This is a genomic window from Methyloversatilis sp. MC4-4, from assembly GCF_049843555.1.
Lineage (GTDB): Bacteria > Pseudomonadota > Gammaproteobacteria > Burkholderiales > Rhodocyclaceae > Methyloversatilis > Methyloversatilis discipulorum_B.
The window spans coordinates 1,164,659-1,188,079 of the sequence record NZ_JBBHZK010000001.1; the positions used below are offsets into that span (position 1 = coordinate 1,164,659).

Genomic DNA, 23,421 nt, shown 5'->3' on the forward strand with positions numbered 1-23,421 from the left:
CTGAGTCGTCCGTTGCGTCGCTTCACGCTGCTGCCGCGTTCGCTGCTTGCGCGCACCTTTCTGCTGCTGGCCGGACTGCTCACCGCGTCGGTGCTGGCCTGGTCCGGCATCTACAGCTGGCTTGAACAGGGGCCGCGCGCCCAGCAGGCGGCACAGATCGTCATCAGCGTGATCAACCTGACCCGCGCCTCGCTGGTCAGCGCCGATCCGCAGCGCAGGCTCGAACTGCTCACCGAACTGTCGATGCGCGAGGGCCTGCGCATCTATCCCGACGGCGACATTCCAGGCTTCCAGCCGGTCAAGGGCGACAGCACGCTGCTCGCCATCGAACAGGAACTGCGCAAGCGGCTCGATCCGCGCACGCGCATCGTCGTCACCAAGGGTCTGCAGAGCGGACTGTTCGTCAGCTTCAGCATTGCCGACGAAGAAGGCGTTGACGACTACTGGCTCATGCTGCCGCGCAACCGCATCGAACGCCCGCTGGCGCTGGAGGTGATCGGCTGGGGCACGGCTGCCCTGCTGCTCGCGCTGGGCGGCGCCTATCTGATCGTGCAGCGGGTGACGCGGCCGCTGGCCGCGATGAAGCGCGCCGCACGGGCCATCGGGCGCGGCGAGCGCCCTGCCCCGCTGGCCGAATGCGGCGCCGAGGAATTGGCCGAAGTGGCGCACGCCTTCAACCAGATGGCGGACGACATCGCCCGTAACGAGGACGAGCGCGCACTGATCCTGGCCGGCATCTCACACGATCTGCGCACGCCGCTGACCCGTCTGCGGCTCGACATGGAACTGGCCGGGCTGGACCCCGAAACCGTGCGCGACATGAGCGCCGACATCGACGACATGGACAAGATCATCGGCCAGTTCCTCGATTTCGCGCGCATCACCACCGGCGAGGAGCCGATCGACGGCGATCTGGCCAGTCTGGTGCTGGAAGCGGCGCAAGCCTACGCGCGCCACGACAAGCCGGTCAGTACCGGTCACATCGATCCGCTGCCGGCAATGCGCTTTCGCCCGCTGGCGATCCGCCGCTGCCTGAACAACCTGATCGACAATGCGCTGCGCCACGCCGGCGAAAACCAGCCGATAGAGCTGAACTGCAGTCTGGATGGCAACGAGGTCAGGATAGACGTGAGCGACCGCGGACCGGGTATTCCGCCTGAGCAGGTCGAGCGGCTGAAGCGCCCGTTCACCCGGCTCGACAACGCTCGCACCGGCCAGAGCGGCGCCGGGCTGGGGCTGGCCATCGTCGAGCGCACGATGCGCGCGCACGGCGGGCGCTTCGACCTGCTGCCGCGCGAGGGCGGCGGGCTGATCGCCCGCCTGACCCTGCCGGTGACGGCAAACGCGGCAAGCGCGAAAAGCTAGTGCTTCGTCGCTTCTGCCGCCTCGGCGGTCGCCGGCGCGTCGGCCGCGCCGCGCGCTGCGGTGCGGTCGAGCAGGATGCGCAGGTGGCCGAGCGACAGCAGTTGCGCATAGACCAGCCCCATCCAGCCGCGACGGAACAGATCGACGGCCGCTGCCGCCGAAAGTGCCTGCAGCTTGGCTTCGTCGATCACCCACAGGCCGTCGAGGCGGAACTTGCGACCGTCGTTGAGCTCGGCCATCGCGCTCATCTCGTTGAGCAGACCGAGCTGCTCGACCTCGCGGCAGAACTCGGCGGTACGCTGCGCCTCGTTCTGATAGCCCTGCACGAAGGCGAGCGCATTCTTCAGGAAGTCGGTTTCGGCGCCGTTCTCGTCAAACAGGCGTTCGCCCTCTTCCGTGTTGAATCCGGGGAACTTGTCGTCCATGCACACCAGCAGCTTGTCCGGCGCGTTGTTGTCCTGCACCGCGACGAAGGGGTAGCGGCGCACGAAGGCCGGTACGTAGCGTGCGTCCCATTTGCCTTCCGGCGTGACATAGAGGTTTTCGGCGTCGCGCAGGCCGAGCAGCGCGACCGGCACCAGGCCGCCGGGCAGGCGGGCGAACACGATGGGGTATTCGCGGGCGACGTCGCCGAACTCGACCAGGGCCAGCGGTACGCAATTGGTTTCCGCCGCGAACTTCAGGTTGTCCTGAGGCTTCAGGCGCAGGTCGCGGTGGGTGTCGCGGTTCAGCACGACCACGTTGTCGTAGAAAAGCAGGGTCTTCATGGCAGTCCTCGGTTCGGCTCGGGTCATGTAAGCGACGCGCAGCGCGGCGATTCTATGCCGGCAGCGATGACGTCCCTGCGAAAAACGACCGCCGTCCACGCGATGTAGCCGTCCCGCAACGCGATAAAATCACGCCTCGACGCAGAATCACCACGCCATGACCCAGACTGCCACCACCTTCTACGAACACATCGGCGGCGAGCCGACCATACGCCGCCTGGTTGACCGCTTCTACGAGCTGATGGATACGCTGCCGGAGGCCTACGGCATCCGCAAGCTGCATCCGGCCGACCTGTCCGGCTCCAACCAGAAACTGTTCATGTATCTGTCGGGCTGGCTCGGCGGCCCGCAGCTGTTCGTGCAAGCCTACGGTCACCCGCGCCTGCGCGCCCGTCACCTGCCCTTCACCATCGGCGAGGCCGAGCGCGACCAGTGGCTCATGTGCATGCGCATGGCGATGGACGAAGTGCTGCCGCCGGACGAAGCCAACGCCCAGTTGCTGAGTGCCATCGAGGATCTCGCCGACCACATGCGCAATCGCGAGGGCTGATATCGTCAGCCCAGGTCGCGCGTGACCGACTGCAGGCGCAATCGGCGTGCGTGTGCGTGCCGTGCGTGAAGTCGCGGGTCGGCGGCGACGATGCTGACCGTTTCGCCGATTACCATCACGACGCCCAGCACCGGCAGCACCAGCAGCAGACCGGCGACGCCAGCGACCGCGCCACCGACGAAAATCATCAGCACCGTCACCAGCGGATGCATCTTCAGGCTGCGGCCTATGGTCAGCGGCATGAACACGAAATCGTCGAGCAGACGGACACAGACGAACAGCCCGACCGCCGCGTAGGCGACCGACGGCGAACCGGGGAAGTCGGTCGCCGCCACCATCACCACCACCGCACACCCCAGTATCGAACCGACGTAAGGCACCCAGGCGAGTACTGCGGTGATCAGCCCCAGCATCAACGGCGACGACAGCCCGATCAGCCACAGGCCGGCGGCCAGACAGGCGGCGTCGAGCACGGTGAGCTTGATCAGCCCCTGGAAGTAGGCACGCGTGGTGCGGTCGACCTCATACAGCAGGTGCAGCGTGCGCTCAAAGAAGGCGTTCGGCACCGCACGTGCAAGGAAACGCTGGAAGCGCCGGCCGTCGCGCAGGAAGAAGTATGCGAGGAAAGGCGCCAGCAGGAAGGACGGTAGCCAGGCGGCGACGCCCAGCATCAGCGCCGGCAGGCGTTCCTGGGCGAAGCCCTCCCCCGCCGCGGCGATGTGCGACGACACCGCATTCGCCACGTGCGCGTCGCGCATGAAGCGCGAACGGACTTCGAGCGCGCGCAGCGTGTCGTCGAGCAAGGCCAGCCCACCCTGCAGATAGCGCTGCCCGGTGTCCTGCACGCTGACCGCGTGCGCCGCGAACCAGGGCAGCACCAGCACGAAACAGACGACCAGCAGCAGTGCGAACACGCCGACCGTGATGTTGGCCGCCGCCGCCTGCGAAAAGCCGGCGAACATCAGCCGCTGCATCGGCGGGTAAAGAAAGTAGTAGGCGATCAGCCCGAACAGGAAGGGCAGCACCAGCCACAGCACGTGCTGGAAAAGATAGAGCGCCAGCGTGGTGGCCAGCAGGATGCCGCACCACGCCACGGGTCCGGCGCCCGAGGGCTGCAGCCGCCTCACAGATGTCCTTCCTGGCGGGCGCCGGCATTGGCCTGACGCAGCCGGCCGCCCAGATGGCGTGCCAGCGCCAAGGCGATCTTGGAGGCAATCTTGGGATGGGTTTCCAGCAGGCTCATGAAGTCGGCGCGGAAGAACACCACCAGCCGGCAGTCGCTGTGCGCCCTCGCCTGCGCCGCCCGCGGCGCCTGATCGAGCAGCGCCAGTTCGCCGAACACCTCGCCGCTGCCGAGCAGCGCCAGCCGCTGCTGGCGGTTGCCGTCGGCGCGCAGGATTTCGACCTCGCCCTCGACCACGGCATAGATCGCCTGCCCCTCGTCGCCCTCGTCGAACACGATCTCGCCGGCCAGATACTGACGTTCGTGCCGCAGCGCCTGCACCACCTTCAGCTCGCGCGCAGTCAGCGACGAAAAGAGCTTGATCTGGCGCAGCGGCTGCAGCGCTGCGCGGTCGTCGTCGCGGCCGAAAAGACGCACTTCTGGGCTCCGTAGGGTAGGTGGGCGGTCAGCTCGCAAGCATACCGGCTTTCCGCCGGCGCTTTCGCCACGGCACACGGAATTCCCCCTATCCTTGCCGGTCACAGGCGCGATCGCCACAACAAGAACAGACCATGACATCCCGACTGCTGCGCTGGATCGATCTGAACATCCTGTCCCTCGGGCGCGAGATGCGCCTTTCCTACCTGCCGCCACTGATGGTCTACATGGCGGCCGGCATCCAGGGCCTGACCGGCATCGTCGGCACCTTCTTCGTCAAGGACTACCTCGGACTGTCGGCCGAATTCCTGGCCATGCTGGGTTTCTGGGTCGGCATTCCGTGGGCGCTGAAGATGCCGATGGGCCATCTGGTCGATCTGCTGTGGCGCTTCAAGAGCCTGCTCATCTACCTCGGCGCCGGCCTGATCGCCGCCAGCCTGCTCATCATGGCCGGCCTGATCGCCGAGCGCGAGGCGATGGCGGCGGTACTGCCGGTCAATACCTGGTTCGTCATCAGTGCGCTGCTGAGCCCGATCGGCTACGTGCTGCAGGACGCGGTGGCCGATGCGATGACGGTGGAAGCCGTACCGCACGTCGACGAAAACGGCGCGCCGGTGCCGCCCGCCCGACTGAAGCTGATGCACACCACGATGCAGACGCTGGGCCGTGTGGCCATCATCGGCGGCAGCGTGCTGGTGGCGCTGATCAATCTTTACGTGTTCGCCGGCACCGAGAAGCTGCCGGAAGCGCAGAAGGTACTGATCTACCGCGACGTCTACCTGATGGCACTGACCATTCCCGCCATTTCCGTCGCCGGCGTCGCTTTCGCCGCCTGGCTCAAGCGCGGCGCCATCGCGGCCCACATGGCGCGCGGGCTGTCGCGCGCCGAGGCCGCCGCGCTGCTGCGCGACCCCGACAGCCACACCGATCCGAACTGGTGGATCCTCGGCGGCAGTCTGGTGTTCGTCGTGTTCACGCTGGGCATGGGTCTGTCCGACCTGAAGTGGAACCAGGAAATCATCTTTCTAGGCTCCTTCACCATCATCGCCTTCCTGATGACCCGGCTCACCCGCGAGCTGGACGCCAGTGCGCGCAATACGCTGATCGGCACCGCGCTGGTCATCTTCATGTTCCGCGCCACGCCCGGCACCGGCCCCGGCGTGTCGTGGTGGACCATAGACGTGCTCGGCTTCGATCAGGCCTTCTTTTCGGTGCTGTCGCTGATCGGCTCGACGCTGACGCTGATCGGCATGTTCATGTTCCGCCGCTTCATGGCCGAGCGCTCGATCACCTATGTGGTCGGCTGGCTTACCGCGGCAGGTTTCATCCTGTCGATGCCGACGCTGGGCATGAGCCTGGGCCTGCACGAATGGACCGCTCGCATGACCGGCGGCGTGGTCGACGCGCGCTTCATCGCGGTGATCGATACCGCGCTGGAATCGCCGCTGGGGCAGATTTCGATGATTCCGATGCTGGCCTGGATCGCCAATTCGGCGCCAGCCCATCTGAAGGCGACCTTCTTCGCGGTGATGGCCTCCTTCACCAATCTGGCGCTGTCGGCCAGCCAGCTCGGCACCAAATACCTGAACCAGATCTACGTGCTGTCGCGCGAAGTGAAGGATCCGGCCACCGGTGCCGTGATGACCGCCGCCAACTACGGCGACCTGACGCCGTTGCTGCTGACCGTGGTCGGCATTGCCGTGCTGATGCCGGTCAGCGCCATCCTGGTTGCGCGCTGGCTTGGTTTGCGCAGTGCCTGATCTGCGGGCGGAGCCGATGTTTCGCTCGCTCGCGAATCTGGCCAGAATCGAAGCCGGCGGCCAACCGATCGCCCAGTCGCGGTCAGAAGAGCGCTCACCCGGCCCTCCCCGGCATCAGCCTTCCAGCCAGCGCTCGACCAGCCGCGTCCAGTAGGCCACGCCCAGCGGAATGATGCGGTCGTTGAAGTCGTAGCGCGGGTTGTGCAGCATGCAGCCGCCGCCCTCGGCGTGCGCCGGGTCGGACGCCGCGTCCGGTCCGCCGCCGTTACCCAGCCAGACGTAGCAGCCGGGCTTCTCCTGCAGCATGTAGGCGAAGTCCTCGGCGCCCATGCTGGGCGGGTAGTTCGTATGCACACTGCCGTCGCCGAACACTTCCCGCGCGACCGTCGCGCAGAAGGCGGCCTCGCTCTCGCTGTTGAGGGTCGGCGGGTAACCCCGACGGTAGGTCGTCGAGGCGGTGACGTCGTGTGCCGCCGCCACGCCCTGCACCACGCGCGCGATGCCGGCTTCGAGCTGGTCGCGCACCTCCGGCGTGAAGGCGCGCGCCGTGCCGCGCAGCGTCGCCGACTGCGGGATCACGTTGTAGGCCTCGCCGGCATTGAACTGGGTGATGCTGACCACGCCGCATTCGACCGGTGGCACATTGCGCGACACGATGGACTGCAGCGACTGCACGATGGCCGCGCCGGCCAGCACCGGGTCGGCGCCCAGATGCGGCATCGCCGCGTGCGCGCCGCGTCCGTCTATCGTGATGTCGATCGAATCGCTGCAGGCCATCGCCGGCCCGGTATGCACGGCCATCTGGCCGACCGGCAGGCCGGGCCAGTTGTGCAGACCGAACACCGCCTGCATCGGAAAGCGCTCGAACAGCCCGTCGGCAATCATCGCCGGCGCGCCGCCCATGCCCTCCTCCGCCGGCTGGAAGATGAAGTACACGGTGCCGTCGAAGCCCCGCGTCTCGGCCAGATACTCCGCCGCCGCCAGCAGCATCGCGGTATGCCCGTCGTGGCCACAGCCGTGCATGCGCCCCGGATGCGTCGAGCGATGAGCGAAGGTGTTCTGCTCGGTCATCGGCAGCGCGTCCATGTCGGCGCGCAGGCCGATCGCGCCGCGGCCCGAGCCGTTGCGCAGCACGCCGACCACCCCGGTACGACCGATGCCTTCATGCACTTCGACGCCGGCCGCGCGCAAGGAGCGGGCCACCACGTCGGCGGTGCGATTCTCTTCGAAGGCCAGTTCCGGATGGGCGTGCAGGTCGCGCCGCGTCTGTGTCCAGCGGGCGACACGCGCGTCCAGCGCCTCGATCAGCGGGTGCGTGCTGCTCATTGCAATTCCTCGATATCGGAAAACATCGCCGCCTGACCGCGCAGCACGCCGTCGGCGTCGATCACGTTCCACACCGTCGCACGACTGATGCGGAACAGCGTGCCATCGCTGCGCACGCGGATGCCGCAGTAGTCGGCGATATAGCCCTGTCGTGTCACGAGATCGAGCAGGCGCGCACGTTCGTCGCGCTCAGGCGCGCGCGCCGACAGACGCGAAGGCAGCGTGACGAAGGTGGCCCAGTCGTAGCCGAACAGTTGCTGCGCGTACGCATTGGCGTAGTTGAACACCGGGTCGGCCTCCGTGCCGTGCGACACCAGCGCGAACGGCGCGTGATACAGCGTGTGCGGATCCGACGGCAGCAACTGGCCGGTCACGCGGTGAAAGCTGTCGGCCAGCAATGCGCTGTGCTCGCGCAGGAAGGTGTCGTCAGGCGGTGCGCTCATGGCCCAAAGATACCATCGCTCGCCGACGAGCCGGGCTGGTTCCGCCACGCGGCCGGTGCCTCCCGGAGGACGACACCCCGTTCGGCAGCCTTCGGTGTGCGTAGTCCGGACGGACTATCGTTCGTCATGCGCGCGCAACGCGCGCCACGCATGGTTGCGGCTGACACCACCTTCACGGAGCCGCAACATGAAATTCACATTGGGCGCAGCCGCACTGGCCCTCGCCTTCGCCGCCCCGGTGCAGGCACAGATCGCCAGCCTCGATCTCGCGAATTACAGCCTGGTCGCCACCTACGACCTGCCCGCGGCACGCGCCTCCGAAGCATCGGCCGTCACGTGGAACTGGGACAGCGACACGCTGTTCGTCGTCGGCGACGAAGGCGACTATGTGGTCGAGGTGAACAAGCAGGGCCAGCTCATCGGTTCGATGAATCTGTTCGGCTTCGACGATACCGAAGGCCTCACCTATGTCGGCAACGGCCAGTTCGCCGTCGTCGAAGAACGCCTGCAGGACGTCTACCTGTTCAGCTACCAGGCCGGCGGCGCGGTCGGCCGCAACAACCTGCCTTCCGTGTCGGTCGGTCCCACCGTCGGCAATATCGGTCTGGAAGACATTTCCTACGATCCGCTGAGCGGCCGCTTCGTGCTGGTGAAGGAGAAAGTGCCGCAGGCTGTTTATGACGCGGCCCTCGACTTCGCGAACGGTTCCGCATCGGTCACCGAACTGGTGCCGCCGGCCAACCCGTTCGCCCAGATCTTCGGGACGCTGGACCTGTCGGGCGTGCAGGTGCTGAGCACGGTGCAGTCGCTGCGGGGCACGACCGACCAGGACAACCTGCTGGTGTTCAGCCAGGAAACGCCGCGCCTGATGGAAGTGAGCCGCAGCGGTCAGATCCTGAGCAGCTTCGACTTCTCGGCCATCGCCGGCGATGCCGAAGGCGTCACCATCGACGGCAATGGCGTCATCTACATCGTCGGCGAAACGCCGCGTCTGTACGTGCTGGCGCCCACCCCGCCGGTACCGGAACCCGAAGTCGCTGCGCTGATGCTGGCCGGCCTGGGTCTGGTCGGCGCATTCGCACGCCGCCGCATGCCCGTCTGATCCCCCTCGATACACCCCGCCACGGAGAACACAACATGAACAAGCTCATCGCACTGCTGATCGCTGCAGGTCTTGCACCGCAACTGGCCCATGCCGACGTCCGCATCACCGAGTGGATGTACTCGGGTGGCAGTGGCGAGTTCATCGAATTCACCAACCGGGGCAGCAGCGCCATCGACTTCACCGGCTGGAGCTATGACGACGACAGCCGTCTGCCGGGCGTGTTCGACCTGAGCGGCTTCGGTCTGGTCGGCGCCGGCGAATCGGTGGTCATCACCGAAATCGATGCCGACACCTTCCGCCTCGACTGGAACCTCGGCGCTGGCGTCAAGGTGCTGGGCGGCTACACCAACAACATCGGCCGCGCCGACGAGCTGAACCTGTTCGACGCCTCGGGTTCGCTGGTCGACCGCCTGACCTACGGTGACAACAGCGCCGCCGGTGGCCCGCGCACCCAGGGCGTCAGCGGCCGCGCCTCGTCCGAAGCCGCGCTCGGCGCGAACGACGCAACGCAGTGGGTGCTGTCGTCGGTCGGCGACGCCGAAGGTTCCTACGTGTCGCTCAGCGGTGCCGTGGCCAGCCCGGGCGTCACCGCCTTCGCCGCCGCCGTGCCGGAACCCGAAAGCTACGCCCTGCTGCTGGCTGGCCTGGGCCTGATCGGCTTCGCCGCCCGCCGTCGCGCCTGATCGGCAGCCTTCGATGCCACGCAGACCCGTCGGGCTGCGTGGCTCACCGGCCACATGGGAAACGGCGAGCCGGTCGGAAACGCCACCCGATATGCATGGTCGTCCCTTCGGACGATGGCAGAAGACAGGACATGTGCGTAAAGATGACGGCACACACACACCGTCGCCTGCCGACAGACGTTCCGAGGAGCTCATCCGATGCGCACGCCGTTTGCCTCTGCCTTGCTGACGGGCGTAATTCTGCTCAGTCCGGTCGCACACGCCACGTCCATCGCGGGAAACGTGTCCTGCAGCGGCGAGCTGAGCAGCTTGTCCGATACCTATGGTCACCTTTCGTGCGCCGGCAACTTCTCCCTCAGCGACGCGGTGGTCACTGACCCGATCAAACTCGTGCTCGAAGCATCCGGCAGCCTGACGCTGTTGCGCTCTACCCTGGAAGCCCCGGAAATCGTGCTCGTCGCGCCGCAGATCGGCATCGACTCCGATTCGACACTGCTGCTGGCGGGCCGCGCCCTCGACATCGTCGCCGCGACGCCGCAACCCGTGTCACCTATCCACCCATTGTCATTGACCGGAAACGGTCCGCTGCCCACCCTGCCTGTCAATGGAACCGGTGGCGCAACGCTGACGCTGTCCGGCGGCGGTGGCCTGCCCGGCCCTCGGCCATTTCCCCAGGGCGGTTCCGTCCAGCTGGGGCGAAACGGCGATGCTTCGGTCGCTATCGGTCAGAGCTCGAGCGGCGCTGGCGCGCCACCTCTGTCGATCGCGAGCACCGTGCCCGAACCGGCGCCCGCCTTGCTGATGGCAGCCGGCCTGGGGGTCATGATACTGCGGCGCAACATGAGGTCTGACCGCCGATAGCCGGAATCTCGCCCTTCGGGCGTATGCTGCGCCCATGAGTACGCTGTACGGCATCGATTTCACGTCGTCGCCCTCGGCCCGCAAGCCGATCACCGTCGCCCGCGGCACGGTGGTGGCGGATCGCGGGCTGGTCCTCGAGGGCATCGAGCGTTTTCCGTCCTGGGACGGATTCGACGCGTTCCTGAATCGCCCGGGCCCATGGCTCGGGGCTTTCGACTTTCCTTTCGGGCTGCCGCGGGAATCGGTGCTCGAGCACGGCTGGCCGACCGACTGGGCCGGCATGGTGCGGGCCGTCGCGGCGCTTTCACGCAGCGAATTCAAGAACCTGGCTGACGCCGAACGTGCGCAGCGCCCGACAGGCCAGAAGTATCCGCACCGCGTGACCGACCGTCCAGCCGGATCGCACAGCCCGCTCAAGTTCGTCAATCCACCGGTCGGATGGATGTTCCAGGAGGGCGCGCGCCGGCTGCTCGACGCCGGTGTCCACATTCCCGGCATGCACGGTGGCGACGCCCGTCGCATCGCACTGGAAGCCTATCCGGGCTGGCTGGCGCGCAGCATCGTCGCCGGCTCATATAAAAGCGAAAACGCCGCCGGCCAGACACGCGAGCGTCTGGCCAACCGGATGCTCCTGACCGAAGCGCTGCTACGTGGTCAGCATCCGCTGGGCGTGCCGCTCTGCTGTGACGATGCACAGCTGCTCGAAGCGATGACCACCGACGGTACCGGCGACACGCTGGATTGCGTGCTCTGTCTGGTGCAGGCTGCGTGGGCGTGGATGCGGCGCGATGCTGGCTACGGCCTGCCGCTGCACATCGATCCGGTCGAGGGCTGGATCGTCGGCGTCACCGCGCCCGAACGGGTCGCCGTCACGACGCACTGACACGGCGCGTCGAGCCGTCAATGGCCGGCGAGCAGCTTCTGCACCAGCGGGTGCTGTACGCGTCGTTCGGCGGAGATCGCGTAGAAGTGTTCGACCACTTCGGTACAGCGGCCAAGCAGCTGCAACTGGCGGTGGTGCGTGAATTCCTCGTGTGACCACTCGGTCGCCGGAAAGGCCCCGAGGCCGCTTTCGCCGAAGGTCGCGAGCAGCGCGCTGTCCTCGAATTCGCCGACGATGCGCGGATGCAGCCCCTTGCGCTCGAACCAGTCGTCGATGCGCGCGCGTACCGCCGAGTCGCGCGTCGGCAGCAGCAGCGGCAGGCGGTCCAGACAGGCCGGGAAACCCTCGCCAGCCTGAGCGGCGAGCGCGGCCGGCGCGTACCAGGCGAGCGCCGCGTCGCCGACCGCGTGACTGTAGACCCGCAAATTCGGATTGACCGACGCCGGTCGGTCGGCCAGAACCACGTCGAGCTTGTGCAGGGCCAGATCGGCGAGCAATTCGTCGAAATTGCCCTCCACGCAGATCAGGTGCAGACCCGGCGTATCGGTGGCCGGCGCCAGCAGATGGCGCGCAGCCGGTTTCGGCAGGCCGTCGGAAATGCCCACCGACAACCGTACGCCCTGCGCCTGCGCCGCTTCGCGCACAGCCAGCGGCAGCTGCTCGCCGAGCTGGAAGATCTGTTCCGCCAGACGCAGCGCCGCGCTGCCGGCCGGGGTCAGCTCGACCGTGCGGCCGGACGGCTTGAACAGCGCGTGACCGAGCGCGCGCTCCAGTTCACGGATCTGTGTGCTCACCGTCTGCACCGCCATGTCCAGCCGCTCGGCTGCGCGGGCGATGCCGCCCTCCTTGGTGGCGACCCAGAAGTAATAGAGGTGGCGGTAGTTCAGCATGGATGCCTTTGACTTCGTAATTTACGAAGTAAAGCTACTACAAACATCCATTTTTAGGAAACGCATACGCGCGTAAGGTGGCGCTTCCATCCCACACAGGAGGTCCGCCATGGAAGTCATCGTCGAATCACGGAATCCGGAAGTCAGTGCCCTGCGCAGCGTGGCCGAGAACCGGCTGCGCTTCGTGCTGCGGCGACTCGCCTGGCGCGTGCCGAGAGCGAAGGTGAGGCTTGACGACACCAATGGTCCGCGTGGTGGCGTCGACAAGGAGGTGCGCGTCGAACTGCAGATGATCGGCAGCGAACCGGTGGTGGTCAGCGCACGGTCGCGCGACTGGCGCGGTGCGCTCGACGCCGCCCTCGCCCGCGCCGCGCAGCGCCTGCTGCGCACGGTGCGCCGCGCGCGGCAGCACTCATCCGCCCGGACACTGAATTTCCAGACCGAATGAGCCCGTACGATCGGCCGCATCCGTCTCAACGCTTTCAACGAATGGAGTAATACAGACATGGAACATCGATATCCCCGTACCACCCCGCTCGGCCTGCGCGCCGAGGTCGCCGACGCAGTCGTCATCGACGGCGCCGGTCGCAAGGTGCTGCGCAACACCTACATGCTGCTCGGCATGAACCTGGCGTTCAGCGCACTCGTCGCCTACGTTGCCATGGCTGCGCGCTGGCCGGCACCGGGCATTCTGCTGACGCTGGCCGGCTATTTTGGCCTGCTGTTCGCAGTCAACAAGTTCCGCGACAGCGGCGCAGGGGTTCTGCTCACCTTCGCGCTGACCGGCTTCATGGGCTACACCATCGGCCCGCTGCTGAACGCGGTGATGAGCCTGCCCGGCGGCAGCCAGACCATCACGCTGGCGCTCGGCGCCACCGCTGGCGTCTTCCTCGCGATGTCCGGCTGGGCGACGGTGACGAAGCGCGACCTGTCGGGCATGGGCAGCTTCCTGTTCATCGGCATGGTGGTGGCGATCCTGGCGGGTCTGGGCGCCATGTTCTTCCAGATCCCTGCCCTGTCGCTGACCGTGTCCGCCGCCGTGGTGCTGCTGATGGCCGGCATGATCGCCTTCGAAACGCAGCGCATCGTGCGTGGAGGTGAGACGAACTACGTGATGGCCACCACCGGCCTGTTCGTGTCCATCTTCAACCTCTTTACTTCGCTGCTGCAGTTGTTCGGCTTCATGGGCAGCAGCAACGACTGACACTCCTCCGGTGCGATCCCGGTTGTCCGCGCGCGGCGCCCGCCGCCCGCGGACTTTTTTTCGTCCCGCAACGCGGCCATGCCGGCTCAAGAAACAGGGAAATGCACCCGTTACCCTGCAGGACGGGTAGCCGCGGCGCCCGGGCAACACACAACACATACGCCCGCCGGAGGAGCCATGTTGAAGAATCTGAGTGTGCGCAAGGCCTTTGCACTGTTCGGTGCCTCGTCGGCGCTGGTCTGCTGCGTCGTGCTGAACGTCGCCTCCGGCTGGGAGAACTGGCCGCTGCAGATCGGTGCTTCGCTGGTGCTGCTGGTCGGCGGCGCGGTGACCGGTGCGCTGATAGGCCGCTTCTACGGCCTGCGCGCCGAAGTGATCGTCGGCGGCCTCAATGCGCTGGCCAAGGGCCACCTGGACTGCAAGCTGAGCCTCGACGGCAAGGACGATTTCGCCTGGCTGTGCTACGAGTACAACGCGGCCCGCAAGGCGGTGAAGCAGCTGGTCGAGCGCGTGCAAGGGCTGTCGGGCACGCTGACCAGTGCCGCGGTGGACCTGTCGACCTTCTCCGGCGCCGCGCGCGAGAACGGTACCCGCCAGCTCGATTCGATCCGCGCCGTCGGCAGCGCGATCGAACAGATGAGCGGCAACATCCGCGAGGTCGAGTCGCTGTCGCACGAGGCCAGCGAACTGGCGCGCAGCGCCGGCGAAGCATCGCAGGCGGGCAAGACGACGCTGCAGGCGTCGCTGACCAGCGTCCATGCCGCCTCCGACAAGATGGCCAGCTCGCTCACCGTGATCGAGCAATTGGTCGAGGACTCGCGTGCGATCAACCGCATCAACGAACTGATCAAGGAACTGTCCGACCAGACCAATCTGCTGGCACTGAACGCCGCTATCGAGGCCGCCCGCGCCGGCGAACAGGGTCGCGGTTTTGCGGTCGTGGCCGACGAGGTGCGCAAGCTTGCGCAGCGCAGCCAGGCGTCGGCAAACGACATCAGCCAGCTGGTGGTGCGCATCCGCGACGACGCCGAACAGACGATCGCGCTGGTCCGCAGTTCGAGCGAGGAAGTGAATGGCGCCACGCAGAACACGGCCGCCGCGGTCAGCGAGTTCGACGACATCCTGCAGCGTCTGCTCGAACTGTCGGGCAAGTCGACCACGATCAGCAGCAGCCTCAGCGTGCAGAACGCGGCGGTGAGCGAAATCGTGCGCAACAACGACGTGCTGTTCGCACTGTCGGAAGAAAGCGCACACGGCGCGCAGGAAACCGCCCGGCAGGGCAACGAAGTGGCCAGCGCGGCACAGACGCTGCAAGCCGCGGTACAGGCCTTCAAGACCTGATCACACCCGGCACCCTGCGGACGGCGTAGCCTGCACCCGTCGGCAAACCCCACTCCAAGTAAGTAGCAAGGCAGGCATCAGAGAACAATGGCAAGCGGCATCCGCACACTTTTCAGTCCCGCCATCCGGTTGATGAACAGGCTGGACTACCCCCGCAAGTTCGCGGTGCTGGGGTCCATGGTGCTGTTCGCCTTCGTGGTCGTCGTCTACAACCTCTACACCAGTCTGAGCGCCGACATCCGCGCGGCCCGGCATGAACTGGAGGGCATCGCGCGCATCCGCACGCTGACTCACGCTGTGCAGGTGCTGCAGAAGCATCGCGGCCTGGCCGCCGGCGAACTGGGAGGCGTCGTCGCGATGCAGCCGGAGCGCGAGGCACGCGAGGCGCAGGTCACCGCCGCCTTCGACACGCTGGTGCAGGAACTGCCGCGCGATCTGATCACCAGCCGCGATTTCTTCGAAATCCGCACCGAGTGGGAACGTCTGCGCATCCAGGGACGGGGCTGGTCACCAGAGATCAATTTCGAGGTGCACACCCGCCTGATCGAGCACCTGCTGAACTTCGAGGCCGACGTCGCCGACCGGTATCTGCTGACGCTGGACCCGGAAGCGGCCTCCTACTATCTGATCGACAGCAGCGTGAACAAGCTGCCGGCGACCATAGAGCGACTGGGACGGGTACGCGCCTTCGGCACCGTCATCCTCGCTGCCGGGTCGGCCACGACGCAACAGGTGATCGAAATGTCGGCGCTGGTCGCCGAACTCGATGCCGCGCGCAAGAGCGCCAGTTACAACATCGAGAAGACCGGCCGCTACAACCCGTCGCTGCAAGAGACGGTATCGAGGTCGGCGGTGGATATCGCCGACTCGCTGGGCAGCATCGTGCGTCAGGTCGAGACGCAGTTGCTGGCGTCCTCCGGACAGATTGCGCTGTCACCGCAGGGGTTCTACGACGGCACGACGGCGGCCATCGACCGCATCTATCGGCAGATCGAGCAGTCGCTGCTGCCAACCGCCGAAGATCTGATCCGCCAGCGTATCGACCGGCTCGACCGCGCGCTCTACACGATACTCGGCGTAGCCTTCGCGCTGCTGGCCGCAGCCGCCTACTGCACCATCGGCGGCTATTTCGCGATCACCCGCACCGTGGCCGGCCTTGCGGCGTCAGCACACGCGCTGGCTGGTGGCGACCTGAAGGTGCGCATCCGCCCGGACAGCCAGGACGAACTGGCGCAGGTCGCCGCCAGTTTCAACGAAATGGCCGACGGCCTTACCGGATTGATGGCGGCGCGCGAGGAGGACGAGGCGCGCATGCGCGCCATCATCGAGTCGGCCCTTGATGCCGTGGTGCAGATGAACGCCGACGGCCTGATCACCGGCTGGAATCCGCAGGCCGAGCGAATATTCGGCTGGTCGCGGACCGAGGTGCTGGGCCGGCCTATGCACGACGTGATCATTCCTCCGGAGTTCCGCGACGCCCATGTGCGGGGCCTGAAGCACTTCCTGGCGGTTGGCCAGGGACCGGTGCTGAACAAGCGCATCCAGATCAGCGGCCGCCACCGTGTCGGCCACGATATTCCGATCGAACTGACGATCTCCGCGAATATGCATCGCGGCACCTACGAATTCAGCGCCTTCATCCGCGACATCACGGAGCAGAAGCGCACCGAGGAACTGATCTGGACACAGGCCAACTACGACGTGCTGACCCAGTTGCCGAACCGCCGCATGTTCCGCGACCGGCTGGAGCAGGAACTGCGCAAGTCGCACCGCAGCGGTCGTCCGATGGTTCTGATGTTCATCGACCTCGATCGCTTCAAGGACGTGAATGACGCCTTCGGCCACCAGACCGGGGACCTCGTGCTGATCGAGGCCGCGCGCCGCATCACAGCTTGCGTGCGCGAGTCCGACACGGTAGCGCGGCTGGGCGGCGACGAGTTCACCGTCATCCTGTCGGAGCAGGACGACCCCGCCGGAACCGAACGCATCGCTGGCGAGGTGCTGCGGGCGCTGCAGGCGCCGTACGAACTCGGCCACGCCCACGCCCATCTGTCGGCCAGCATCGGCATTACCGTCTACCCGCAGGACGGCACCGACGCCGACAGCCTGATCCGCAACGCCGATCAGGCGATGTACGGCGCCAAGGATGCCGGGCGCGACCGCTTCAACTACTTCGTCAGTTCGATGCAGGAGGCGGCGCTCAGGCGCCAGCAACTGGTGCAGGACCTGCGCACCGCGGTCGACAACGACCAGTTCGTGCTGCACTACCAGCCCATCATCAGCCTGAGCAGCGGGCGCATCCACAAGGCCGAGGCGCTGTTGCGCTGGATGCATCCGGAGCGCGGCCTGGTCAGCCCGGCCGATTTCATCCCGCTGGCCGAGGAAACCGGCCTCATCGTGCCGATCGGCGACCGCGTGTTCCGCGACGCGACCCGCCAGCTGCTGCACTGGCGTGCGCACTACGCGCCGGAACTGCAGATGGGCGTGAACATGTCACCGGCCCAGTTCGCGCGCAGCGAGGGCCACGCCAACTGGGTGGCCCACATCGAAGCGCTCGGCCTGCCGGGCGACAGCGTGGTGATCGAAATCACCGAAAGCCTGCTGCTCGACGCCAGCAGCAGCGTGTCGCGACAGCTGCAGAAATTCCGCGAGGCGGGCATGCAGATTTCGATCGACGACTTCGGCACCGGCTATTCGGCGCTGTCATACCTGAGCAAGTTCGACATGGACTACCTGAAGCTCGACCAGTCCTTCGTCCGCAACATGACTGTGGATCCGTCCGGCACGGCTCTGCCGGAGGCCATCGTGCTGCTGGCGCACAAGCTGGGCATCGAGGTGGTGGCGGAAGGCGTCGAAACGGTGGCGCAACGCGACATCCTCGACGGGCTGGGCTGCGACTACGCGCAGGGTTATCTGTTCGCGAAACCGCTGCCGGCTGCGGAATTCGAGGCCTTGCTGAAAATGCAGCAGGCGTCACCGCACGGCTTTGCGCACATGATGGGGGTGGGCTAGAACATGCTCACCACAGCGGGAATTGCATAGCGCACTACCTGACCCGCGACGGCCATTACGTCGCCGTGCGGTCTGGCAGCAGTCTGTCGTATTCCTTCTTCACCACGGCGTAACACTCGCAGGTACGCGCCTCCAGCCCTGCCCGGTCGAGCACGTGGATGTGGCCGCGCGCGTAGCGGATCAGGCCGATCTTCTGCAGTTTCAGCGCCGCCTCGGTGACCCCTTCGCGGCGCACGCCCAGCATGTTGGCGATCAGTTCCTGCGTCATCGTCAGCTCGCTGCCCTGCAGGCGGTCCAGGCTCAGCAGCAGCCAGCGGCACAGCTGCTGGTCCAGCGTGTGGTGGCGGTTGCACACCGCCGTCTGCGCCATCTGCGTGATCAGCGCCTGCGTGTAGCGCAGCAACAGATGCATGACAGGGCCGGCGCGGTTGAATTCTTCCTTGATCGTCTGCGCGCGCATGCGCACGCCCTTGCCGGCACTCTGCACGACCGCTCGGCTGGGCGTCGACTCGCCGCCCATGAACAGCGAAATGCCGACCACGCCTTCGTTGCCGACCACGGCGATCTCCGCCGAGGCGCCGTTCTCCATTACGTAGAGCAGCGACACGATGGCGCTGGTCGGAAAGTAGACATGGCTGAGGGTGCGGCCGGATTCGTACAGCACCTCGCCCAGCGGCAGATCGACCCATTCCAGGAGGGGCTGCCAGCGCAGCCAGTCGGCCTCGGGCAGTGCGGCAAGCAGACGGTTGCTTTTCGGGTCTGCGGCGTTCACGTTCAGCGCCCTCCAGCGACTTTGGGTAATCGAAAAAAAGCGTGCTGCATGCACGCTGGAAAACATCTGAAATCACTATAGCAAGCGATCACCCGGAAGATATGTGCGTTACCGTACATAGCTTCCGGGCAGCGGAGAACTGCCCGGACACCGCTGTTGCGTCAGCGGCGACCGTCGCCCGCGGTGTTGATGATGATGTCGACGCGGCGGTTCTGCTGCCGCCCGCTGGCGGACTCGTTGCTGGCGATCGGTGCATGTTCGCCCATGCCGGAGGCGACGATGCGCGACGACGAAACGCCGCGGGCCACCAGATAGGCCTTCACCGAATCGGCCCGTCGCTGTGACAGGCCGAGATTGGCATCGCCGCGGCCCACGTTGTCGGTGTGCCCCTCGACTGTCGCGGTGCGCTCCGGATAGGCCTCCATGAACGCCGCAAGCTTGTCGAGGTCCGGTGCGACGCCTGCGATCAACCCCGCTTCGCCGCTGCGAAACAGCACGTCACCCAGCGTAATGACCAGACCGCGATCGGTCGGACGGGCTTCGAGCTCATCCATCCGTGCCTGAGCGTCCGCGTTCGCCTGTTCCGCCCTGGCCGCATCCGCCCGCGCAGTCTCGGCCTGACGGCGCGACAGCTCGGCGTCGCCGCGGGCGTCCTCGGCGTCACTGCGCGCCGATGTGGCATCGTCCCGAGCGACGTCGGCCTCACGCGTCCGGGCATCCAGTCGCGCGCCTTCGCGCTGCGCGGCGAGTTGGCTGCGCTGGTCTTCCGCCAGCCGCGCTTCGGCCAGTGCCCGCGCGATATCAATCCTGCGTTCAGCCATCACGACGCGATGTGCCCCCTGCTCGCTGTCGCGCGGCGGCAGCTCCGCCTCGCGCACCGCCGCTTCGGCATCGCGGAGCGCCTCCGGAGCGCGGCGCGCCAGCTGCGGGTCGGCCTGCAGTTGCGCCAGCCTGTTGCGTGCCGCGTCGGCACCGGGTGAAGAGTCAGGCAGTGTCGAACAGGCGGCCAGTGCGAACGTGCTCAGAACGGCTGCCCCCAGTCGGGTTGCGGCGTATCGGGTGGTGTCCATCAGCGGTCTCCGGTGTTGCGCTGCATTTCCTGCTTCAGCGTGTCGGTGCTGCGACTCATGTCCGCATTCACCGCGCGGGCCCGTGCCAGAGCGGCACGGGCGGAGGCCAATTCGGCGGCGGCGCGGGACTGCTCGGCCAGTCGATAGGCGCGCACCATGTCCTCCTGCCGCACGGCGTCACGGGCGGCATTGAGCTTGTCGCGAGCCTCGCCCAGTTCGTTGGCGGCAAAGTCGGTCACGCGTGCCTGTTCGGCGCTCGCGATGGCCCGCTCGGCCGCCTGCAGTGATGCGGTGGGCGGTGGTGTCGACGCACAGCCGACGAGCGCAATCAGCACCGCCACTGCGGCAACACCCTGCCGGCCTGCCCGGTACGGGCTGGAATGCTTGTTCATATCGTGTTCCCTGTTGAGGCCGCCGGCGACACCGGTCGCCGTACGGTCACGGCGCGATGCGCGCCCCAGGGGTGCGCTGCCGCCGCATCGTTCGGACATCAGTGTCGCGCCGCGGCATCCGCAGGTCGGTACGCTGGCGTACCCAGCGCCCTCAGCGCAGCGGCATACCGTGCGCAAGAAGGCCGGCGAACGCGTCGGCGTCCACCGGTCGGCCGAGCAGATGTCCCTGCACCGACTCGCATTGGCGGATACGCAACAGGGCAAGCTGCTGCTCGGTCTCCACCCCCTCCGCGATCACCTTCTGCCGCAGATGGGTGGCCATGCCGATGATGGCGCCGACGATGCCGTCGTCGCCCTCGTCGCTGTCGAGGTCGTGCACGAAGGACTGATCGATCTTCAGGGTGTCGAAGGGAAAGCGCCGCAGATAGCTCAGGCTGGAATAGCCGGTTCCGAAATCGTCGATCACCAGCTGCACGCCGATGCGCTTGAGCGACTTCAGTACGCTCATCGACGATTCGGCGTCCTCCATCAGCCGGCTCTCGGTCAGCTCCAGCTCCAGCAGGTGCGGCGGCACGCCGGCTTCACCGAGGATGCCTGCAACGCTGTCAGCGAAGCCCGGTCGCCACAACTCGACCGCCGAAATGTTGACGGCGACCGGCACCACGCGCAGCCCTGCGTCCAGCCAGGCGCGTATCTGCCGGCACGCCTCGCGCATCACCCACTGTCCGATCGGTGCGATGAGCCCGCACTCTTCGGCGATCTGTATGAACTGCGCTGGCGGGATCAGCCCGTGGACCGGATCGCACCAGCGCAGCAGCGCCTCGGCGCCGGTCATGCCGCCCGACGCAAGATTCATCTGCGGCTGATAGTGCAGCCGGAACTCGGTGTTCCCCAGCGCCCGGCGCAGACCGCTCTCGATGAGCAGGCGATGCACCGCGCGCGCGTTCATTTCGGGGGTGAAGAACTGGCAGTTGTTCCGGCCCTGCGCCTTGGCGTGATACATCGCGGTATCGGCGTTCCGCATCATGGCGTCGGCCGTGTTGCCGTCGTCCGGATAGACGCTGATGCCGATGCTCAGCGTGATCTGCAGCGCGTGCCCGGCGACCTGCTGCGGTTCGATGAACGCCTGGTGCAATTTGTCGGCAACGCCGGCGGCATCCTGCGGCTGTTCGATCTCGGCCAGCAGGATGACGAATTCGTCGCCGCCCTGGCGACACACCGAGTCTGTCGTGCGCACGCAGCCCACCAGCCGCTCGGCCACGCACTGCAGCAACTGGTCGCCCACGGCATGGCCGAGCGAATCGTTGATGCGCTTGAAGAAATCGAGGTCGATGAAAAGCAGCGCGACCTGCTTGTGATGGCGCGCCGCCTGGCCGATCGCCTGCGCCAGCCGCTCGGTCAGCAGGGCCCGGTTGGGCAGCCCGGTCAGGAAGTCGTGCTGCGCCATGTGCGCCATGCGCAAGGTCATTGCGCGCGACTGGCTGACGTCGTGAAACACGATCACGGCGCCGGTCACCCGGCCATGGCGGTCGTGTATCGGAGCGGCGGAATCCTCGATCGGCAGCTCGACGCCGTCGCGCCGGATGAGCAGGCAATCCATCGCCAGACCCACCGTCCTGTCCTCGGCAACGGCACGCTGCGCCGGGTTGGCGGCCACGGCGCGGGTGGTGCCGTCGATGATGGCGAATACCTCGGTCAGTGGCTGCCCCAGCGCCTCGCGCGCCGTCCAGCCGGTCATCGACTCGGCCACCCGGTTCATGTAGCTCACGCGGCCCCCGATATCGGTGGCCAGAACCGCGTCGCCGATCGAGTTGAGCGTGACCTGCGCCCGCTCCTTCTCGTCGAACAGCGCCTCCTCGGCCCGCTGCAGCACGGCCTCGGCAGCCTTGCGGCCGGTGATGTCCTCGATCGTCTGGACGCATCCTCGGGGCAGGCCGTCATCCGCCATGAATGCCGCATGCAGTCGCGCCCACACGACGCCGCCATCGCTGCGCAGAAGACGCATCTCCGCGCTGAAGGCGACAGCACCCTGCAGCGCTGCTGCCCATTCCCGCTGCACGCGACTGCGGTCGTCGGGGTGGACGAAGCTGCTCCAGTGCATGCCCTCGGCCTGTCCGAAATCGAGCCCGCAGATCGTGCGGTAGGCGGCATTGGTGTAGGTGCAGTGACCCTGTGCGTCGGTCACCAGGATGCCCAGCGGCGACGCATCGCTGATCGCGCGAAAGCGCGCCTCGCTGAAGCGCAGCGCCCGCGCGGCTGTGCGTCTTTCCATGGCGTGGTCCACCGTGCGCGCCAGCCAGTGCGCGTCGGTGTACCCCCGGAGCAGGAAGTCGTGAGCGCCGCGCAGCAGCGCGGCACGGGCGCGTGCCTCGCCGCCGGCCTCGGCCAGCACCAGCACGAGTGCGTCGGGGGCCAGCGCGCACAGCTGTTCGCAGGCATCGAGCGCGTCGAGGGCGGGCGGCCCCAGATCCAGCAGCACGACAGCAATGCCGCCAGCGGCCAGCCGTTCGCGCGCATCGGCAAACGCGCTTACGCACTCGACCAGATACGGGCGTCCGGTCATCGCGTGCGCCTCTCCACCCTCCAGCGCACTGCGCAGCCGCTCCGCATCCTGCGGATCGGCGTCGACGATCAGTACCCGGGTTCGAGCGGCATCCATGTCATGTGCGTCCATCGAGCGCTCCCGGATCAGGCTGGGCAGAGGTTTCAGGGCAGGCGCTTGAGGCGCACATTGCCTTCCCAGATGCAGCTCATCGAGCCGCAGCGGTAGCGGTGGACGGACACGAACATGTTGATGAACAGATCCATGAAATTGCGTTGTACGCGGTAGGCGGCGCGCCCACAGCGAGGGCACGGGATGCCTTTCGCGTAATGGCCGGAATCGTCGCTGCGTCCGGCCCGGCCGATAGCGGGTGTGTTCATCGGAATCTCCGTCTCGTCTCGAGTGCCGACGGTGGCCCGGTTGGCCGAACCGACCGCCGGCTGCGAAATCGCCGATTCGCCGTCCTCACGGCGCTTCTTCTCCATCACGCCAGTCGGCGCGGCGAAGCTCGGCCCCGGAGGACGATTTTCCCGGCGCTTACTTGTGCAGGATTTCGAAGCGTTCGATCTGCCGTTCCGCCTGCTCCTTGGTAAGGCCGTAGGCCTCCTGGATGCGGCCCGACAGTTCCATGCGCTTGCCGGCAATCACGTCGAGCTCATCGTCGGTGAGCTTGCCCCAGCGCGCCTTGACGGTGCCCTTGAATTGCTTCCAGTTGCCTTCAATAGTGTCCCAGTTCATATCGGATACCCTCTCTCTGATTGACACACCTGCGAAATCGCCGGTGCATGACACGAAGATTAGGACTTCGTGTGCGAAGGGTCGGTACGCTGTCGTACATAGATGCGACATGCCGAC

The 23,421-nt window shown here is 66.7% G+C and carries 23 protein-coding genes; 11 read left to right on the top strand and 12 right to left on the bottom strand.

Annotated features, from left to right (window positions below; translation table 11 throughout):
- The first annotated feature begins 12 nt into the window (after positions 1-12).
- Entirely contained in the window at positions 13-1,365 is a 1,353-nt protein-coding gene (locus WDZ97_RS05325) for an ATP-binding protein (RefSeq protein WP_425762033.1), read from the top strand.
- Here WDZ97_RS05325 and WDZ97_RS05330 read toward each other — a convergent pair.
- Entirely contained in the window at positions 1,362-2,132 is a 771-nt protein-coding gene (locus WDZ97_RS05330) for a SapC family protein (RefSeq protein ID WP_304025987.1), read from the bottom strand. The two genes, WDZ97_RS05325 and WDZ97_RS05330, sit on opposite strands and share 4 nt — an antisense overlap.
- A 157-nt stretch (positions 2,133-2,289) precedes the next feature.
- Between WDZ97_RS05330 and WDZ97_RS05335 the strand changes: the two genes are divergently transcribed.
- Positions 2,290-2,682, top strand: coding sequence for a group II truncated hemoglobin (locus WDZ97_RS05335; protein WP_019918310.1), 393 nt, complete (start codon positions 2,290-2,292; stop codon positions 2,680-2,682).
- A gap of 5 nt (positions 2,683-2,687) precedes the next feature.
- On the opposite strand, the gene WDZ97_RS05340 is transcribed toward WDZ97_RS05335, so the two are convergent.
- Positions 2,688-3,809 carry an AI-2E family transporter gene (locus WDZ97_RS05340; RefSeq protein WP_425762034.1) on the bottom strand — a complete coding sequence of 374 codons (1,122 nt, stop codon included), beginning with the start codon at positions 3,807-3,809 and terminating at the stop codon, positions 2,688-2,690.
- Positions 3,806-4,282 (bottom strand): cyclic nucleotide-binding domain-containing protein, encoded by a 477-nt coding sequence (locus WDZ97_RS05345; RefSeq protein ID WP_304003627.1) that lies wholly within the window; start codon positions 4,280-4,282, stop codon positions 3,806-3,808. Before WDZ97_RS05345 ends, WDZ97_RS05340 begins: the two co-directional genes overlap by 4 nt.
- A 134-nt stretch (positions 4,283-4,416) precedes the next feature.
- On the opposite strand from WDZ97_RS05345, the gene WDZ97_RS05350 reads away from it, so the two are divergent.
- Positions 4,417-6,042 (top strand): hypothetical protein, encoded by a 1,626-nt coding sequence (locus tag WDZ97_RS05350; RefSeq protein WP_425762035.1) that lies wholly within the window; start codon positions 4,417-4,419, stop codon positions 6,040-6,042.
- Positions 6,043-6,156: 114 nt separating this feature from the next.
- On the opposite strand, the gene WDZ97_RS05355 is transcribed toward WDZ97_RS05350, so the two are convergent.
- Positions 6,157-7,368 carry a M20 aminoacylase family protein gene (locus tag WDZ97_RS05355; protein ID WP_425762036.1) on the bottom strand — a complete coding sequence of 404 codons (1,212 nt, stop codon included), beginning with the start codon at positions 7,366-7,368 and terminating at the stop codon, positions 6,157-6,159.
- Positions 7,365-7,811, bottom strand: a complete 447-nt coding sequence (locus tag WDZ97_RS05360) for an MEKHLA domain-containing protein (RefSeq protein ID WP_425762037.1) — start codon at positions 7,809-7,811, stop codon at positions 7,365-7,367. Before WDZ97_RS05360 ends, WDZ97_RS05355 begins: the two co-directional genes overlap by 4 nt.
- A 187-nt stretch (positions 7,812-7,998) precedes the next feature.
- Between WDZ97_RS05360 and WDZ97_RS05365 the strand changes: the two genes are divergently transcribed.
- From WDZ97_RS05365 to WDZ97_RS05380, 4 genes are all read left to right on the top strand, one after another.
- Positions 7,999-8,913 (top strand): SdiA-regulated domain-containing protein, encoded by a 915-nt coding sequence (locus tag WDZ97_RS05365; protein ID WP_425762038.1) that lies wholly within the window; start codon positions 7,999-8,001, stop codon positions 8,911-8,913.
- A 35-nt stretch (positions 8,914-8,948) separates the two neighbouring features.
- Entirely contained in the window at positions 8,949-9,599 is a 651-nt protein-coding gene (locus WDZ97_RS05370) for a lamin tail domain-containing protein (RefSeq protein WP_425762039.1), read from the top strand.
- A 198-nt stretch (positions 9,600-9,797) separates the two neighbouring features.
- On the top strand, positions 9,798-10,460 hold the full coding sequence (locus WDZ97_RS05375; RefSeq protein ID WP_425762040.1) for a PEP-CTERM sorting domain-containing protein: 663 nt from the start codon (positions 9,798-9,800) through the stop codon (positions 10,458-10,460).
- 34 nt (positions 10,461-10,494) lie between these two features.
- A complete protein-coding gene (locus WDZ97_RS05380; protein WP_425762041.1) occupies positions 10,495-11,343 on the top strand; it encodes a DUF429 domain-containing protein in 849 nt (282 codons plus the stop codon).
- A 17-nt stretch (positions 11,344-11,360) separates the two neighbouring features.
- On the opposite strand, the gene WDZ97_RS05385 is transcribed toward WDZ97_RS05380, so the two are convergent.
- Positions 11,361-12,233 (bottom strand): LysR family transcriptional regulator, encoded by an 873-nt coding sequence (locus tag WDZ97_RS05385; protein WP_425762042.1) that lies wholly within the window; start codon positions 12,231-12,233, stop codon positions 11,361-11,363.
- Between the two features lie 109 nt (positions 12,234-12,342).
- On the opposite strand from WDZ97_RS05385, the gene WDZ97_RS05390 reads away from it, so the two are divergent.
- The 4 genes from WDZ97_RS05390 (at position 12,343) to WDZ97_RS05405 (ending at position 17,790) form a co-directional block, all read left to right on the top strand.
- On the top strand, positions 12,343-12,681 hold the full coding sequence (locus WDZ97_RS05390; RefSeq protein ID WP_304003618.1) for an HPF/RaiA family ribosome-associated protein: 339 nt from the start codon (positions 12,343-12,345) through the stop codon (positions 12,679-12,681).
- A gap of 57 nt (positions 12,682-12,738) precedes the next feature.
- Positions 12,739-13,437 (top strand): Bax inhibitor-1/YccA family protein, encoded by a 699-nt coding sequence (locus WDZ97_RS05395; RefSeq protein ID WP_425762043.1) that lies wholly within the window; start codon positions 12,739-12,741, stop codon positions 13,435-13,437.
- A gap of 177 nt (positions 13,438-13,614) precedes the next feature.
- Complete coding sequence (locus tag WDZ97_RS05400; RefSeq protein WP_341929172.1) at positions 13,615-14,778, top strand: methyl-accepting chemotaxis protein; 1,164 nt, start codon at positions 13,615-13,617, stop codon at positions 14,776-14,778.
- 87 nt (positions 14,779-14,865) lie between these two features.
- On the top strand, positions 14,866-17,790 hold the full coding sequence (locus tag WDZ97_RS05405; RefSeq protein ID WP_425762044.1) for an EAL domain-containing protein: 2,925 nt from the start codon (positions 14,866-14,868) through the stop codon (positions 17,788-17,790).
- Between the two features lie 55 nt (positions 17,791-17,845).
- Here the strand turns inward: WDZ97_RS05405 and WDZ97_RS05410 are convergent, their stop codons facing one another.
- The 6 genes from WDZ97_RS05410 to WDZ97_RS05435 all read right to left on the bottom strand — a co-directional run bounded on the left by WDZ97_RS05410 (position 17,846) and on the right by WDZ97_RS05435 (position 23,304).
- Complete coding sequence (locus tag WDZ97_RS05410; RefSeq protein ID WP_425762045.1) at positions 17,846-18,562, bottom strand: Crp/Fnr family transcriptional regulator; 717 nt, start codon at positions 18,560-18,562, stop codon at positions 17,846-17,848.
- 161 nt (positions 18,563-18,723) lie between these two features.
- Positions 18,724-19,632 carry an OmpA family protein gene (locus tag WDZ97_RS05415; protein ID WP_425762046.1) on the bottom strand — a complete coding sequence of 303 codons (909 nt, stop codon included), beginning with the start codon at positions 19,630-19,632 and terminating at the stop codon, positions 18,724-18,726.
- Complete coding sequence (locus WDZ97_RS05420; protein ID WP_425762047.1) at positions 19,632-20,024, bottom strand: DUF4398 domain-containing protein; 393 nt, start codon at positions 20,022-20,024, stop codon at positions 19,632-19,634. Before WDZ97_RS05420 ends, WDZ97_RS05415 begins: the two co-directional genes overlap by 1 nt.
- 151 nt (positions 20,025-20,175) lie before the next feature.
- Entirely contained in the window at positions 20,176-22,698 is a 2,523-nt protein-coding gene (locus WDZ97_RS05425) for an EAL domain-containing protein (RefSeq protein ID WP_425762048.1), read from the bottom strand.
- A gap of 32 nt (positions 22,699-22,730) precedes the next feature.
- Complete coding sequence (locus WDZ97_RS05430) at positions 22,731-23,051, bottom strand: hypothetical protein (RefSeq protein ID WP_018411775.1); 321 nt, start codon at positions 23,049-23,051, stop codon at positions 22,731-22,733.
- Positions 23,052-23,103: 52 nt separating this feature from the next.
- Positions 23,104-23,304 carry a CsbD family protein gene (locus WDZ97_RS05435; RefSeq protein ID WP_341421379.1) on the bottom strand — a complete coding sequence of 67 codons (201 nt, stop codon included), beginning with the start codon at positions 23,302-23,304 and terminating at the stop codon, positions 23,104-23,106.
- Positions 23,305-23,421 lie beyond the last annotated feature (117 nt).

Coding starts and splice junctions, on each gene's coding strand:
- WDZ97_RS05330 (WP_304025987.1), bottom strand. CDS start 2,132: ATGAAGACCCTGCTTTTCTACGACAACGTGGTCGTGCTGAACCGCGAC.
- WDZ97_RS05335 (WP_019918310.1), top strand. CDS start 2,290: ATGACCCAGACTGCCACCACCTTCTACGAACACATCGGCGGCGAGCCG.
- WDZ97_RS05350 (WP_425762035.1), top strand. CDS start 4,417: ATGACATCCCGACTGCTGCGCTGGATCGATCTGAACATCCTGTCCCTC.
- WDZ97_RS05355 (WP_425762036.1), bottom strand. CDS start 7,368: ATGAGCAGCACGCACCCGCTGATCGAGGCGCTGGACGCGCGTGTCGCC.
- WDZ97_RS05360 (WP_425762037.1), bottom strand. CDS start 7,811: ATGAGCGCACCGCCTGACGACACCTTCCTGCGCGAGCACAGCGCATTG.
- WDZ97_RS05365 (WP_425762038.1), top strand. CDS start 7,999: ATGAAATTCACATTGGGCGCAGCCGCACTGGCCCTCGCCTTCGCCGCC.
- WDZ97_RS05370 (WP_425762039.1), top strand. CDS start 8,949: ATGAACAAGCTCATCGCACTGCTGATCGCTGCAGGTCTTGCACCGCAA.
- WDZ97_RS05375 (WP_425762040.1), top strand. CDS start 9,798: ATGCGCACGCCGTTTGCCTCTGCCTTGCTGACGGGCGTAATTCTGCTC.
- WDZ97_RS05380 (WP_425762041.1), top strand. CDS start 10,495: ATGAGTACGCTGTACGGCATCGATTTCACGTCGTCGCCCTCGGCCCGC.
- WDZ97_RS05385 (WP_425762042.1), bottom strand. CDS start 12,233: ATGCTGAACTACCGCCACCTCTATTACTTCTGGGTCGCCACCAAGGAG.
- WDZ97_RS05390 (WP_304003618.1), top strand. CDS start 12,343: ATGGAAGTCATCGTCGAATCACGGAATCCGGAAGTCAGTGCCCTGCGC.
- WDZ97_RS05395 (WP_425762043.1), top strand. CDS start 12,739: ATGGAACATCGATATCCCCGTACCACCCCGCTCGGCCTGCGCGCCGAG.
- WDZ97_RS05400 (WP_341929172.1), top strand. CDS start 13,615: ATGTTGAAGAATCTGAGTGTGCGCAAGGCCTTTGCACTGTTCGGTGCC.
- WDZ97_RS05405 (WP_425762044.1), top strand. CDS start 14,866: ATGGCAAGCGGCATCCGCACACTTTTCAGTCCCGCCATCCGGTTGATG.
- WDZ97_RS05415 (WP_425762046.1), bottom strand. CDS start 19,632: ATGGACACCACCCGATACGCCGCAACCCGACTGGGGGCAGCCGTTCTG.
- WDZ97_RS05420 (WP_425762047.1), bottom strand. CDS start 20,024: ATGAACAAGCATTCCAGCCCGTACCGGGCAGGCCGGCAGGGTGTTGCC.
- WDZ97_RS05425 (WP_425762048.1), bottom strand. CDS start 22,698: ATGGACGCACATGACATGGATGCCGCTCGAACCCGGGTACTGATCGTC.
- WDZ97_RS05430 (WP_018411775.1), bottom strand. CDS start 23,051: ATGGAGAAGAAGCGCCGTGAGGACGGCGAATCGGCGATTTCGCAGCCG.
- WDZ97_RS05435 (WP_341421379.1), bottom strand. CDS start 23,304: ATGAACTGGGACACTATTGAAGGCAACTGGAAGCAATTCAAGGGCACC.